Genomic DNA, 14723 nt, shown 5'->3' with positions numbered 1-14723 from the left:
AAATAAATTTTGGCAATCAACTATATCACTAGGAAAATATGCAAAACGATATTGAAAAGCGTATGGACAACATGGAGGCAATGTTGAACTCTTCTTCAACAGATTTTATGGAGTCACGCTTGTCTAGGTTTGATGAGGACGAAATTGATCTGCGAGCGTTGTGGGATGTACTTTGGAAAGGGAAATGGATTGTTATTGCAACGACATTTGTCTTTGCTCTGGCATCGGTTTTTTATGCGCTTAGTTTACCTAACGTCTATAAAGCTCAAGCATTACTTTCACCATCCGATGAATCAAAAGGGGGCGGATTGTCCGCGCTGGCAGGTAGCTTTGGCGGGCTGGCCTCGTTAGCCGGGGTCGATTTAGGTGCTTCTGGCGACAAGTCAGTGGTGGCTATTGAGATAATGAAATCGAGGCGGTTCATCAATGAATTTATACACAAGCATAATCTATTGGTTCCCTTGGTTGCGGCTAAAGGCTGGAATCTAAACAAAGATTCACTAATTTTTGATTCAGATATATATGACCAAAATAGTGGCGAATGGATTAGAGACGTCTCTCCACCTAGAAAGGCAAAGCCCTCAGACTGGGAAGCCTATGAATATTTTTTGGAGAACTTCTCAGTTTCACAAGATAAAAAAAACGGGCTGATTGTAGTATCAATTAAGCACTTTTCACCAACGCTTGCTCAGGAGTGGGTTTCATCGCTAATTCTGGACATTAATGAATATATGCGAACTCGTGATGTCGAAGAGTCCAGTAGAAGTATTGAGTATCTTTCCCTACAACTGGGAAACACCTCCGTTGCGGATATGCGCAAAGTGTTTTCGCAGTTAATCGAAGAGCAAACAAAAACGATCATGTTGGCCAATGTGCGGCAGGAATACACTTTCACGACTATAGACCCCGCAGTAGTGCCTGAAGAAAAAGATAGCCCCAAACGCTCGTTAATTGTACTGATAGCGCTGATATTGGGCGGTTTTATCGGGGTTGTTATCGTGTTTATTCGCCATGCTTTGGTAAATCTAAAAGAGTCCGATGTGCCAAAGCTATGAGCGCATAAAAATTGTTAATGTTTGTTTTAGGCTAAATGTCTAGCGTGGAAAAGCGTTTCGGAGATGTTTTCGTGAGAATACTTGTAACGGGAGGGGCAGGCTTTATCGGTTCTGCAGTCGTCCGACATATTATTGAGCAGACTACCGATAGTGTTATCAATGTCGATAAATTAACCTATGCGGGAAATTTAGAGTCGGTGGCGAGCGCATCTCAGAGCGAGCGCTATTGCTTTGAGCAGGTTGATATCTGCAATCGAGCTGAGCTGGATCGTGTTTTCGAGCAATATCGTCCTAATATCGTTATGCACCTTGCTGCAGAAAGTCATGTAGACCGCTCTATCGATGGTCCTGGTGAATTTATTCAAACGAATGTTGTTGGAACCTACACTTTATTAGAGGCTAGTCGCTCGTATTGGCAGTCACTTAAAGGGGGGGAGCAAGAGGCGTTTAGGTTTCATCATATCTCGACAGATGAGGTGTACGGTGACTTGGAAGGCCCTGAGGATTTGTTTACAGAAGAAACACCTTACCAGCCCAGTTCCCCGTATTCTGCTTCAAAAGCATCAAGCGACCACTTGGTTAGAGCCTGGCATCGTACGTTCAGACTGCCTGTTGTCATAACAAATTGTTCGAATAACTACGGCCCCTATCATTTTCCTGAAAAATTAATTCCTTTAATGATTCTTAATGCGCTGGAGGGAAAACCACTGCCGGTGTATGGCGATGGTCAGCAAATTAGAGATTGGTTATTCGTTGAAGACCATGCAAGAGCTCTTTACTTGGTTGCAACAAAAGGCATGGTTGGAGAAACCTATAATATAGGTGGGCACAACGAAAAAGCTAACATCGACGTAGTAAAAGCGCTGTGTAACCTGCTTGAAGAGCTGGCTCCCAATAAACCTCATGGTGTTGAGACGTACGCTGATTTGGTTACCTACGTTAAAGACCGCCCAGGTCATGACGTGCGATATGCAATAGACGCTTCGAAAATCAAAAATCAGTTGGGCTGGGTGCCAAGCGAATCTTTCGAAACTGGAATACGAAAAACGGTTGAGTGGTATTTAACGAATAGATCCTGGTGGGAGCGGGTTTTGGATGGCTCTTATCGGCGGGAACGTCTGGGTGTAGAGGGGTAAAAATGAAAGGCATAATTTTAGCTGGTGGTTCTGGAACAAGGCTCTACCCAATCACTAAGGGCGTATCAAAACAACTTCTACCGGTTTACGACAAACCGATGATCTATTACCCGCTCTCAGTTCTAATGCTTGCAGGTATAAAGGATGTTCTGATTATAACAACGCCAGAAGATCAAGAAGGCTTTATTCGGTGCTTGGGAGATGGCTCTGGTTTTGGTGTGAATTTGAGCTACGAAATTCAACCCAGCCCCGATGGCCTTGCGCAAGCATTTATAATCGGCGAGAAATTTATCGGGAATGATAGTGTTAGCTTGGTGCTGGGAGATAATATTTTTTGGGGGCATGGATTTTCTCTAACGCTTCAAGACGTAGCCAAAAGACAAAGTGGTGCGACAGTGTTTGGTTACAAGGTAAATGATCCCGAGAGGTTTGGTGTGGTGGAGTTTGACTCAGATAATACCGCATTAAGCATTGAGGAAAAGCCGCTTGAACCTAAGTCTAACTACGCTGTAACCGGATTATACTTTTACGATAACGATGTAGTACAAATTGCGAAAGATGTAAAACCATCTCCGCGCGGAGAGCTTGAGATTACAACGGTAAATCAAACTTACCTAAAACGAGGTGATTTAAAGGTAGAGCTGCTCGGAAGAGGTTTTGCTTGGCTAGACTCCGGAACTCACGATAGCTTGCTGGAAGCTGCAACGTTTGTTGAAACGATTGAAAAACGACAGGGCTACAAAATCGCGTGCTTGGAAGAAATTGCATTGCGTAATGGCTGGCTGACCAGCGAGCAAGTTATGGATACAGCTAAAGCGTACTCAAAAAATGGTTATGGTCAATATCTGAAAGCACTATTGGAAACAAAATAACATGAGTGTCAAAGAATTATTTGGTAGTGGAGAGGAGGCTTGGAGCTTCGTTCCGTCTACCGTTATAACCGAGGAAAGCGGAAACTTAGGTGTTTTAGAATTTGGGAAAGACTTCGGCTTTTTAGTTAAGCGTGTTTTCTTCCTCTCCGGTATTCGTAGTGATGCGGTGAGAGGCTTGCACTCACATAAAGAATTGAAACAAGCGATTGTTTGCCTGAGCGGAGCTTTCACCATAGAACTGGATAACGGAGTGGATACTAAAGCGATCGAGATGAGAGCAGGCGGCGACACGTTGTTGTTGGATGGCAAAGTCTGGCGGACAATGCGAGATTTCTCTGAAGACGCAGTAGTGATGGTTCTTTGTGATAGAGAGTACCGGTTTGATGAAGTTGTTCGAGACTATTCTGTATTTCAAGAGATCGTGGAGCCTGTAAATGTCGGCATACAGTAACCGTTTAAAGCAATATCTGGAAGGCTTGAGCCAGCTTGGCTTTTCAGTAGACGAGTATTCAGAATTTAAATTCGAAGGCCTAGAAGATTTTTCAAACCAAGGTAGCCTACAAGACATTGTAGACTGGTATTGGGTGCTGGTGAATGCATCCACAATGAAAATGCAGCGTATCCCATTAAGCGAATGCCGAGAATGGTCGCTTAATGAAAAAACAGGTTGTATGGAACATAGCTCTGGCGAGTTCTTCCGTGTTGAAGGGTACAGAATAACTGGCACGGGTTCCCGCGAAGTTACTGCAGGTTGGGATCAACCCTTTTTAACCCAGCAAGGTTTCGACGGTGGCATACTCGGGTTGGTCAGGCAGCGCATTGACGGTGTTCCACACTACCTGGTTGAAGCGAAAGAAGAACCGGGCAATTACAATGTGGCGCAAATCAGCCCTACAGTGCAGGCAACCTTCAGTAACCTGAATCGTGCCCACAAAGGTAAACAAACGAATTACAGCCATTTGTTTTTAGAGCCAGAAGATCACCCCGTTACGGTATTACTCGATCAGTGGACCTCTGAAGATGGCGGCAGGCTCTATAATAAACGTAACCGCTCCATGCTCGTAGAATACAAGGAAGGGGAAACACTGGAGTTGGTATCTGAAAGATTTAAGTGGGTTTCTCTTTATCAGTTAAAAAAGCTAATTCGAGAGCACGATGCCATAGTGGCACCGCACATCCGTGGAATATTGTCGGGGTTATAAATGAAAAAGCTAGCGATTATTGGTTTTGGTGGTCACGTTACCAAAAATATCCTGCCAGCCCTTAAGAAAATAGATGGCATTGGTATAGAAGCCATCTACGTTCGGAATGTGGAAAAGTATGTCCATTTGATTGATGAGCATGATATCGAGCTTCGTTCTCTGAGTGAGTTCCCTGACAGTGTTGCCGAGTGGTGTTATATAGCTACTCCAATATCAACCCATTATGAGCTGACAAAACGAGCGCTATTACTCAATAAAAACGTTATATGTGAAAAACCTTTAACCGACAGTTCGCAGTACAGTCAAGAGTTGGTGGAGCTGGCTCAGAGCAGGGGTTTGGTCTTACATGAAGTTTGTGTATATAAATTTCACTCGCAGTACCAGTATTTAGTGCAGCTGGTGGAAGAAAACAAACAGAATATTAAAAGCATTTCTGCAAAGTTTACTATTCCGCATTTACCAAAGGACGATATTCGCTACAAAAGAGAAATGTCGGGTGGAGCATTGCTTGATGTGGGCTATTACCCACTGTCTATTATGGTTAACCTTTTAGGTAATCCGGAGAAAGTTCAGGCCACAAAAAAAAGTGAAGTAGGGTATGACGTCGATTTAAGTGGTGTGGCCATTTTGGACTACAAAAACTTCTATGCTGTTGCGGAGTGGGGTATAGGCTTGCCCTATTCAAATGAACTGGTTTTGGTAACAAATGATAAAAAGTATTTTTTTAACCGTGTTTTTTCTAAGCCAGCAACGCTAAATACGACCGTCGATATTTTTGAGGGGTTTTCGCATACAGTATATGAAACTGGCAGGGATGATCAGTTTGTTAATATGTTTAAATCCTTTATATTTAAGGGTCTTGATAGTAGGGATGCTCGAGCCGTTTGTAGCTGGGTTGGTCAAATTCTTGAAAGTGTATAGGTTTAATGCGTCTAGCGTTGTTTTTGAGTTGATTGCCTCTCTATTTTTTATACTAAGTGGGGTTTTAGTATGCTTTGGGCTAATTCACTATACCAATTCTGTATTCTTCTTAAGTCTTTTGGCTGTATGTGCTTTTTTGTCCTTCTCCTATCGGAAGGATTTGTATTTATTGACGTTGTGTTTCTTTATTATATTTAATATTAGGGGGGAGTTATTTGGTTTTCCTGTTCAGGCGTGGGAGGCAGTTGCGCTACCTATTTTTGTTCATTCTGCTATTAATACTAGATATTGGCTGGTTTACAATAAACGCGACTCGCTAAAATTTATTCTGGCGGCGTTTTGTTTTGTGTCATTTCTTAGCGGTCTTTATAATTGGACTGGGGGGGCAATGATTAAAAGTCTTTTAAGGTGGTTTGAGTTTTTTTGTTTGTATTTATCGTTTCGGTACCATTTTAAATTCGACTTTTTGTCCAGCTCGATTGTAAAGCTGTTTATAGCTCCATTTTTGTTACTGTTGTTATTGTCGTCGGCTCAATTCTTTATTTTTGGGCCAGGCTGGCTGGATATAATGGCTTCAGATATTGGAGGAATGTTATATGGTGTTGATGAAGTCGCAAATCGGCTGGAATCTAACAATTACATATATAAAGACCAAACCATAAGGGCAATGGGGGTCTATATCAGCCCTCCTGCTCTCGCTTTTGTCTGTGGTATGGTGCTAATTGTCTTATTTTACAGTTCGTCGCTAGCCATATATAAGTTACTTTTAGCTTTACCCGTATTCATTGTAATGCTGCTAACGATGGGCCGTTCTGGGTTGCTTTATATGTTGGTTTCGTTGACTGTGGTTAATGTTATGTATAAACGCCAATACATGTTTGTATTATATTCTGCTTTAGGATTGGCTTTAGCTATGATTGTTGCACCGATTCGGGAGCGATTATTTAGTTTGCTAGAGGCTGGTGCAGAAGTAGAGCGGGTTTTAATTTGGGAGACGATGTTAAATATCTGGAAAAGTAGTCCGATTTTTGGTGTTGGTGGCGGCCAGATTCCAGTGCTATTTAATAGCTTTGCTTCGGTAGATTGGCTTGTCGATAGGCAAGGTGTTTCTCATAGTGCGTACTTTGGCATACTAGCTGAGTACGGAATACTTGGTTTGTCTCTTTATGCCCTGCTTATCTACGTAGTTTTAAGATCCGGATTTAAAGTAACTACTAGCCTAGCTTCTAGGCATCATTTTGCGCAAGTTTGCCTAGCTTTGTATGCAGGGATGCTTTCAATATCAGCAGATTTATATCAAGCGGGCAATACGGCTTTTGTATTGTTTATTATTTTTGTGTCGTCGAACGAAAGGCACTTGTCAACATTGAGAGGTATAAATGCTCAAGGTAGTCGTGTTTAGATGTCAGCTGTTTAAATTGTCCGAATCATTTATTGCTAATCAGGCTCGAGTTTTTAGAAAATTTAAGGCCTTTTATGTGGGCAGGGCTTGTTTTTCCGATAGTAAGGTTGATTTTGGCGATAGCGTAATTACTTTGGAGCCTTTGAGCTTCATAAAGAATGTACTGTTTGTTTTGTCTATGCGTTCCAAATACTTGTTGGATAGCGTGGCGAGATTATCCCCAAATATAATCCATGCACATTTTGGTGTTGATGCATTGTACGCTTTGAATATCTCCAAGAGGTTGGGTGTTCCGTTGGTCGTAACCTTCCATGGGTTTGACGCCACGGCAACAAGAAAAGCTCTTTTCAGATCACTTAAACCCGCTTGGATAAATTATGCTCTATTTCGCAGCCGGTTAAAGACAGAAGCCGAGTTATATATATGTGTATCTGATTTCATCCGATCTAAAGTGTTGGCTCTAGGCCTTTTGGCAGATAAATCCGTTACGCATTATATTGGTATAGATATCGACCGAACCTACTTGCGTAAACAGCGGAATAACGCAGATAAGGTAACAATATTACATGTTGCTCGCCTTACTGAAAAAAAGGGAACCCAATACCTACTGGAAGCTATTTCTCTGCTAGATGGTGACAATTTTGAATTGATTGTAGTTGGCGATGGCCCATTACGTGCTGAATTAGAGGCTCAAATTAAGATTAACAATTTGGCTGGAAAAGTGCGGCTGCTAGGGGCGCTTGACAATCACGCGGTATTGCAATGGATGAAAAAGGCAGACATCTTTTGCCTTCCCAGTGTTACTGCAAAAAGCGGTGATACCGAGGGCCTACCCATTACGATACTAGAGGCGTTTGTTTATATGATGCCTGTTGTAGCCACGAATCATGCGGGAATACCTGAAGCAGTTTTGGATGGCGAGAATGGTTTTTTGGTTCCAGAACGGGATGCTAATAAGTTAGCGGAAAAACTGAAGATTCTAATCGATAGTCCTGTGAAGAGGGTAGAAATGGGTTTAAAAGCTCGAGAAACGGTTGAAAAAAAGTTCGATATAGAAAAACAGTCGAAAAAACTAGAAGCTATCTATAGTTTAGTAATCGAAAATTATGCACATCGTAATTCTAACTAGGGTTTTACCTTTTCATAGTATTGGCGGTATGCAGGTTATTACCTGGGATTTGGCCAAAGCGTTTGCATCAAAGGGCATTAAAGTTTCCTGTATTACGACCTCAATACCAGGGAGGCCCAGCGCCTTTTCTGAGAGTGGGGTAGATGTCCTTGCATTAAAAGGAACTAAACCTGGAGCCTATAGTAGGGCTTGGTGGAAGCTGTCAAAAGGCTATCTATCAAAGCTTTTGGTTGATCATTGTGATGTTGTTTTGAGTGTAAGTGCGGCGGGTTTTTCGGCAGTCGCGTTAAAAAAAATGTTCCCGGAAACTAAATTTGTTTTTCAGGCTCATGGTACCTCGTTAAGTGAAATTGTATCCAAATTTCGACTCCATACGTTTAAATCTCTAGCAAGCAGTTTAAAAAATATTAAGTGGCTCCCTATAGATATCTATAAGTACCCATTTTTCGATGGAATAATTACTTCCGGAATGCGCGTTTATCGAGACTTGGATGGGCCGTTTTATCGTAAGTTTTTAAGAGATAAAAAAATCAAATATCTACCAAACGGAATAGATATAAATGAATTCTTTCCATGCCAGAAAATGCGGGTATCCGGTCGTGAAAGTCTTAATATAGACATGGGAGAAACGGTGTATTTACTTGCAAGTCGTTTACACAAACAAAAAGGCCTTCAAAAGGCCCTTTTGGGGTTAAGTCTATTGGCGGAGGGCCAAGGTTTTAAGGTGTTGATTGTTGGTGACGGACCGGAAGAGCAGAATATTAGAAATACTGTTGCCGAGAGTAATCTGGAGGGAAGGGTTATATTTGTGGGTGGTGTGCCTATTAAGGAGCTGCCGCTCTACTTAAATATGTCAGATGTTTATATATTTTCAACTCTTCATGAAGAAGGTTTGCCGTTACTACCTTTAGAAGCGTTAGCGACCGGATTGCCCGTTTTGGCTTCGCAACATTTAGAAGAGGTCAATTCGCTTAGTGAATATGTTGTTCCTGTAGATCCGAGGTCGCCAGCATCAATAAAAAAGGGTTTAATTTTATGTGAATATAAAAAATCACCAAGGCGTAACTTATTGCCAGCCAAGTATAGTATGGCAGGTGTGATTGATGAGTATATAAAGTATTTTGATAATATTTAGTAAAGTATGTTGGTGGATACTAGTTGCTTGTGCTGTCAGTATGTTGAGTTGGTAGGTTTTTGTATTGGTGCGTGGTGGGCATGGCTTTATAAGCTAATACCATGTCGAACTACTTTGAGTTTCATCGATGATTATTGGTTAAACTAATGGATAGAAAAAAAACTATCGTAAATGCTTCTAGGAGTATTGATAAAAGAGGTGGTGTAAGCGGGGTGGCTTATGCATTGGACAAGGCTTTTTCAGAAGCTGGTTATAATACTGCGACATTCACTGTAGAGAACTCAGGGTTTGTATGTATAAAATTTAGGAATATATTTCTATCGAAATTATGGCTATTTTTGGAGGTGGTTTGGGCTAGTACAATAGGAAGTGTTGTGTTGGCTATGCGATTCCCAAAAAGTAAATACTTTGTTATTTCGCATAATGATTTTTTGTATGGGCAAGTATATGTTAACCATGGATTGCATAGAGCAATGATTGCTCGTCTTGGGAGGCTGAAGTTTTTTCTGAGAAACCCTATACATCTATTCATATTTTTTAGGGAATCAATTCGCCACGCCTTCGGCTTTCATAGCTACATTGTTTGCTCGTCACTTTCTCAAAAAAATGAATTTTCTGAATTTTACTCTAATCATAAATCAAAAATTAAAATTATTCCGAATGGCATTGATTTCTCACGCTTTAAATACGAAGGGAAGAAAAGCCAAAACTCTCCTTATGAAGAGAGCCTTAACAAAAAGTATATGGTATTCGTTGGTTACGAGTTTGACCGAAAAGGATTGAAGTATGCTATACAGAGCTTAAGTTTTCTTCCTGATCTATGGGAGATTATTGTTGTTGGCGGGGACTCCTATCAGATTCGAGAGTCAAAAAAAAATACGGATTCCAGCTTGGTTGATAGGGTGCATTATTTGGGGGTCCGATACGATTTGGACGAAATCTATAGATCAGCAAACTGCTTTGTCTTGCCTTCCAAATTTGAAGCTATGTGTTTAGTTAGCTTAGAGGCTGCAGCGTGCGGTTTGCCCGTGGTTATGAGCAGCGCAGGTGCCTCACGGGAGGTAATATTAGATGGTGTTAATGGATATATTTGTGTTTTGGATCCGAGAGATATTGCAAATAAAGTTGAATTGGCATTAGGGTTGGATCGTGAGGTAGTGAGTGCTAGTGTTGCACACTATGGTTGGGATGTAATTTCCGAGAGATACATCGAAGAATGTACTGATTCAAAATAGTGTATGTAGTCGGCCCCTTTTTTGCGTCCTCTTGTGAAATATTTATTATGCAATTTGGCACCGTGGGTAGCTTAATTTGGCTGTATTTATAATATAGTAATCTTCTACGCTGAGAAGGTTGTACGCTTTATGTGCTAAGTATAGGGTAAGAAAGAGGTTAGTTGCTGATCGTTTGAACTGACTTCTTGGCCGTATGCTTTTATTTGGTCAAGTTACTAAGATATTATGATAAAGAATGTAGTGAAATTGTTTGGCGGCGGTGTTTTTGCGAAAGTTTTAGGTGTTTTTCGTGAATTGTTAGTGGCCAGTTTATATGGCACAGGTGTTGTTGCGGGTTCATTTAGAGTGGCCTTAACGGTAACGCTTGTGCCCATTAATTTTTTCACATCGGATATGTTAAGCGCTGGTTTCATACCGCTATATGCGAGGTTTAAGAGTCAGGATACAAAAAAGGCGCAATCACTTTTTTGGCTACTCATGATGGTCGTTACTTTTTTTTCTATAGCCCTAACTGTAATGTTATATTTTAATGCGGAAGCCTTGGTGGGTTATGTGGTACCTGGCTTTGATTCTGCTGGAAAAAGTACTTCGGTGCTGTTTGTACAAATAATGTCGTATGGAGTACCGTTCTACGTTGTTAGTCAGCTGTGTTCGTGCTTGGCTCTGGCAAACAATTTGTATCTGCTTATGTCTATTAGGCCAGCGATTCAAAGTTTAGGGATGATACTTGGTGCTTTGGTATCTTATTCGAGAGGCGAAGTCGTTTTTTTTGCTTGGGGGTTTTCAATAGCGTATGTAGTGTATTTTCTTTTTGCCCTAAGGTTACTTTGGTTAAATTCTTTGCTTGATTTTTCTCTGAAGTGGTCGGCTGAGATAATTAGGGAGTTCTGGGTGGTAATTCGACCGCTTTTATTGCTGCCTTTTTTGCTGCAAGGTGGAATTGTCGCGGAAAAAATTGTGGCTTCATATATAGGCATTCAAGCGGTTGCAGCTATTGATTATGCCAAATTTATCACAGAGACAGTAGTCTTTTTGATGGCAATTCCGTTGGGTTATGTTGTCCTTTCAACATTTAGCGGTCTTTCGGAAAAAGACGTATCTAAGAAGATAATTGACCCAATTCGCGTAGTGATAGTTATTTCAATTCCTGTTTCTATTTTTGTGGCATGTTTTTCGGACCTAATTATTTCTACTATTTTCGAAAGAGGAGCTTTTTTAAAGGAGTCCGTAAACGTGTCAAGTAAAGTGTTAATCGGACTTTCTATAGGGTTGTGGGCGCAAGTCGTGTCTTATGTGATGATTAAAGTTTTTAACGCTCAGTCAAGAAATCGTGAAGTTGTGTTTTTCACTAGTCTGGCCATTTTGGCAAATGTCATTTTCAATTTCGTTTTCTACAAGAAGTTAGGCGTGTTGGCAATTGGTTTAGGTGTGAGCGTGTATAGCATCCTACTATTTGCACTCTGTACATTGTCTCTCGGGTTGGTTCAATCGCTACTCCCATTGCTAGCTGTGATGGCTGTGGGTGGACTTTTTTGTTTTCTATTAATGTCTACATTTAACGGGTTATACGTAGGTGCTCAGCTTGTTGAAATTATTGTATTCGTAGTTTTCTGGTGTATATATGTTTTTTCGATACCGGTAATTAGAAGTACAATTTCTCCTTATATTTCCAAGTTCAAGGTTAGAGTATGAGGATACAAAATATGGTGATTTTATCTACAGCCGATTGGGATAACCCCTTTTGGACAAATAAACAGCATGTATCTGTAGCCTTGGCAAAAATGGGGTATAGGATATTTTATATTGACTCCCTTGGCTTACGCCGCCCCGCTGCTACAGCCTCCGACTTTGGTCGAATAAGGAATAGAGTGAAAAAGGGGTTTATGGCGCCACGGGAAGTGGAGGAAAATATCTGGGTGTGGTCTCCAATTGTACTCCCGTTTCAGGGTGTTGGGCTTATTAGGTTTACAAATAGAGTATTACTTTCTTTTTGGTTAAGTTATTGGTTAAAAAAGTTGAATTTTAGCAAGGATGTTTTGTGGACTTACAATCCACTAACAACACGACTTTTGTCTTGCGCTAAATTTAAAAAACTAGTTTATCATTGTGTAGACGAGATTAAGGCTCAGCCTGGTATGCCTTCTATTATTTTAGAGGAGGCTGATGTAGAACTATGCAGCAAGGCAGATATTGTATTCACAACAGCACCAGAGCTGTACAGAACACGAAAAGAGCTTAACAAAGAAACGCATTACTTCTCCAATGTCGCTGATTTTAATCATTTTAGTCAAGCGCTTAGTTCCGAGACAAAGATACCGGATGAGTTGTTAAATATCAATGGCCCTATTGCCGGTTTTATTGGAGCTATTAGCGGCTATAAACTTGACCTTTCTTTGATTGAATACGCTGCTATTAACTGCCCTGCAATAAATTTCGTTTTCATTGGTCAGGTGGGAGAGGGTGACCCATGGACGAATATTTCCAAGTTGCAGGGCCTTCGTAATGTCTATTTTCTAGGCCCTAAAAATTATACTGAGCTGCCTGCTTACCTTAAGGGCATGACAGTGGCAATGTTGCCTAACTTAATAAATGAGTACACCGATTCGATGTTTCCCATGAAATTTTTTGAATACCTCGCCGCAGGTAAGCCTGTCGTTAGCGTTGGTTTGAATGCATTATTCGAGCACAGGCGTGTGTGTTTTTTGTCTTCAGGGTATTATGAATTTATTAAAAACTTGAGTTTCGCATGTAAGAACCCTGAACGCGGAATCGAAGAAAGGCTGGAGCTGGCTTCAAAGTATACATACGATACGCGTATGCGGAAGATGATGGATGTTTTTGAGGAAGTAAAATGAAAGTTGCAATAGTACATTACTGGTTGGTTAATGCCCGAGGAGGCGAGAAAGTATTAGAGGCGATTTGCGAGCTATTTCCACACGCGGATATTTACACCCATGTTTATTATCCAGATCCATTTTTAAAATCTGTAATCTCCAAACACAGGATATTTGAAACCTTTATTGCTCGCCTTCCTTTCGCAAGGAAGCTTTATCAAAACTACTTACCTTTAATGCCTCTTGCGCTAGAGGAGTTGGATTTAACCGGTTACGATTTGATTCTTTCAAGCGAGTCCGGCCCGGCAAAGGGGGTTATTCCTCCTCCAGGTGTGCCTCATATTTGTTATTGTCATTCCCCGATGCGTTATGCTTGGGATTTTTATCCCATATACAAGCGTCGAGCTGGTTTTGTTAAGCGACTTTTAATGCCGTTTTTAATGCATTATTTACGCCGTTGGGATCAGCAGACTGCGACGCAGGTGACACAGTTTGTTGCTAATAGTAAGTTTGTACAGAAAAGAATTCGGTCCTTTTATGCAAGAGACTCTCTTGTGGTCAACCCCCCCGTAGCATTTTCTGATTTTGCTATATCACCAGTCGTTGGCGATTATTACCTGTTGCTCGGTCAGCTAGCTGATTACAAAAGGGCCGATCTTGCAGTTCAAGCCTTCAATTTGTCAGGTAAGAAGTTGGTTGTTGTTGGAGACGGTGAGCAATTTTCGCATTTGAGAAAGATGGCGAATGCTAATGTGGATATTCGTGGAAAGTTGCCCTTTTCAGAAATTAGAGAATTGCTGTCGGAATGTAGGGCTCTGGTTTTTCCTGGGGTTGAAGATTTCGGTATTGTTCCTTTAGAGGCAATGGCCTGTGGTCGTCCGGTAATTGCTTATAGAAAGGGAGGTGCTTTAGAAACTATACGTGAAAATATTACAGGTTTGTTTTTTGATGAGCAAACTATCGACAGCCTTAATTTCGCTGTGGACGAGTTTGAAGTGCGTCAGTCAGAATTTAACTCGAATGAAATAAGGATGCACGCAGAAAGGTTTGGGGAGGAGAGATTCAAAACTGAATTTTCTGCAGTTGTTGATAAAGTATTGCTAGAAAGTTCCTAAAGGATTGTTTGAAGAGGCACTTATTTGGGAGCCCTTGTTTAGCTTTTGTGTAGTAAACGCAAAACCAACCACCCCCTACACCGCCTCGAAATAACCTATTAACCTATAGCCTCCCATTACATACTTAGGAGGCTACCATGACCAAATATAGAAAATATCACTGGCCCCAACTGTTTACAGATTTTGAACAGTCGGGCTTATCGCAGGTCGAGTTTTGCAAACAGCACGATCTCAAATGCTAAATACTTTAGTCTTAAGCTCTCTAACCACAAAGCTGAGGCCGTACCACATGATTCTGCGTTTGCGCGTGTCTCCGTCACCCCAAAGGCCGTTTCAGAGGGCGAGTTTATCGTTGAGGTTGGACGGTGTAAGGTTTATTGTCCTCAATCGCTGTCGACAGAATCAATCGCTAACCTTGTTCACGCTCTCGCATGATTGAGTGGTCAAGATCCTGTTCAATTTACCTGCACCGTGACCCTGTGGATTTCCGCAAGGCTATCAATGGCTTGGCGGTAGTTGTTAGTGATGAGATGGATTTGTCCCCCTGCGATTCAGCTTTTTTTTGTATTTTGTAACAAAAACCGCTCACAGATAAAGGTACTTTACTGGGATGAAACGGGATTTGCGTTGTGGCAGAAGCGCTTAAATTTTACCTACGTCGCGTAACTATTTTGTATAATAGCCACC

16 protein-coding genes are annotated in these 14723 nt (G+C 41.2%); all 16 read left to right on the top strand.

Annotated elements, in window-relative coordinates; genetic code table 11:
• The first annotated feature begins 38 nt into the window (after nt 1-38).
• The 16 genes from H5715_RS08840 (at nt 39) to tnpB (H5715_RS20545) (ending at nt 14702) form a co-directional block, all read left to right on the top strand.
• Nucleotides 39-1055 (top strand): Wzz/FepE/Etk N-terminal domain-containing protein, encoded by a 1017-nt coding sequence (locus tag H5715_RS08840; protein ID WP_221892364.1) that lies wholly within the window; start codon nt 39-41, stop codon nt 1053-1055.
• A gap of 71 nt (nt 1056-1126) precedes the next feature.
• On the top strand, nt 1127-2191 hold the full coding sequence (gene rfbB, locus H5715_RS08835; RefSeq protein ID WP_175574256.1) for a dTDP-glucose 4,6-dehydratase: 1065 nt from the start codon (nt 1127-1129) through the stop codon (nt 2189-2191).
• 2 nt (nt 2192-2193) lie between these two features.
• The gene (gene rfbA / locus H5715_RS08830; RefSeq protein WP_075185479.1) at nt 2194-3063 is read left to right on the top strand and encodes a glucose-1-phosphate thymidylyltransferase RfbA; all 870 of its coding nucleotides are present in this window, start codon (nt 2194-2196) and stop codon (nt 3061-3063) included.
• Between the two features lies 1 nt (nt 3064).
• A complete protein-coding gene (locus H5715_RS08825; RefSeq protein ID WP_083608008.1) occupies nt 3065-3514 on the top strand; it encodes a sugar 3,4-ketoisomerase in 450 nt (149 codons plus the stop codon).
• Nucleotides 3498-4265 (top strand): NDP-hexose 2,3-dehydratase family protein, encoded by a 768-nt coding sequence (locus H5715_RS08820; RefSeq protein WP_075185478.1) that lies wholly within the window; start codon nt 3498-3500, stop codon nt 4263-4265. Before H5715_RS08825 ends, H5715_RS08820 begins: the two co-directional genes overlap by 17 nt.
• Nucleotides 4266-5186, top strand: a complete 921-nt coding sequence (locus tag H5715_RS08815) for a Gfo/Idh/MocA family protein (protein WP_075185477.1) — start codon at nt 4266-4268, stop codon at nt 5184-5186. It begins immediately after the preceding gene.
• Nucleotides 5137-6588 carry an O-antigen ligase family protein gene (locus H5715_RS08810; protein WP_075185476.1) on the top strand — a complete coding sequence of 484 codons (1452 nt, stop codon included), beginning with the start codon at nt 5137-5139 and terminating at the stop codon, nt 6586-6588. Before H5715_RS08815 ends, H5715_RS08810 begins: the two co-directional genes overlap by 50 nt.
• On the top strand, nt 6566-7717 hold the full coding sequence (locus H5715_RS08805) for a glycosyltransferase (RefSeq protein WP_075185475.1): 1152 nt from the start codon (nt 6566-6568) through the stop codon (nt 7715-7717). Before H5715_RS08810 ends, H5715_RS08805 begins: the two co-directional genes overlap by 23 nt.
• On the top strand, nt 7695-8852 hold the full coding sequence (locus H5715_RS08800; protein ID WP_075185474.1) for a glycosyltransferase family 4 protein: 1158 nt from the start codon (nt 7695-7697) through the stop codon (nt 8850-8852). Before H5715_RS08805 ends, H5715_RS08800 begins: the two co-directional genes overlap by 23 nt.
• Before the next feature lie 146 nt (nt 8853-8998).
• Nucleotides 8999-10087: a glycosyltransferase family 4 protein gene (locus H5715_RS08795; RefSeq protein ID WP_075185473.1), complete on the top strand. Its 1089-nt coding sequence runs from the start codon at nt 8999-9001 to the stop codon at nt 10085-10087.
• A gap of 225 nt (nt 10088-10312) precedes the next feature.
• Nucleotides 10313-11779, top strand: a complete 1467-nt coding sequence (murJ, locus tag H5715_RS08790) for a murein biosynthesis integral membrane protein MurJ (RefSeq protein WP_075185472.1) — start codon at nt 10313-10315, stop codon at nt 11777-11779.
• 11 nt (nt 11780-11790) lie between these two features.
• Complete coding sequence (locus tag H5715_RS08785) at nt 11791-12942, top strand: glycosyltransferase (RefSeq protein WP_221892363.1); 1152 nt, start codon at nt 11791-11793, stop codon at nt 12940-12942.
• Complete coding sequence (locus H5715_RS08780; protein WP_075185470.1) at nt 12939-14036, top strand: glycosyltransferase; 1098 nt, start codon at nt 12939-12941, stop codon at nt 14034-14036. The genes H5715_RS08785 and H5715_RS08780 overlap by 4 nt, the downstream gene beginning before the upstream one ends.
• Nucleotides 14037-14173: 137 nt before the next feature.
• Complete coding sequence (tnpA, locus tag H5715_RS20555; RefSeq protein WP_425507026.1) at nt 14174-14278, top strand: IS66 family insertion sequence element accessory protein TnpA; 105 nt, start codon at nt 14174-14176, stop codon at nt 14276-14278.
• Nucleotides 14279-14467: 189 nt separating this feature from the next.
• Nucleotides 14468-14611 (top strand): IS66 family insertion sequence element accessory protein TnpB, encoded by a 144-nt coding sequence (gene tnpB, locus H5715_RS20550; RefSeq protein ID WP_139309772.1) that lies wholly within the window; start codon nt 14468-14470, stop codon nt 14609-14611.
• On the top strand, nt 14562-14702 hold the full coding sequence (gene tnpB / locus H5715_RS20545) for an IS66 family insertion sequence element accessory protein TnpB (RefSeq protein WP_139309771.1): 141 nt from the start codon (nt 14562-14564) through the stop codon (nt 14700-14702). Before tnpB (H5715_RS20550) ends, tnpB (H5715_RS20545) begins: the two co-directional genes overlap by 50 nt.
• Nucleotides 14703-14723 lie beyond the last annotated feature (21 nt).

The organism is Teredinibacter haidensis, from assembly GCF_014211975.1.
Taxonomy (GTDB): Bacteria; Pseudomonadota; Gammaproteobacteria; order Pseudomonadales; family Cellvibrionaceae; genus Teredinibacter; species Teredinibacter haidensis.
Note: the sequence above shows the minus strand (reverse complement) of the source record. Positions and strands in the feature narration are given on the sequence as shown.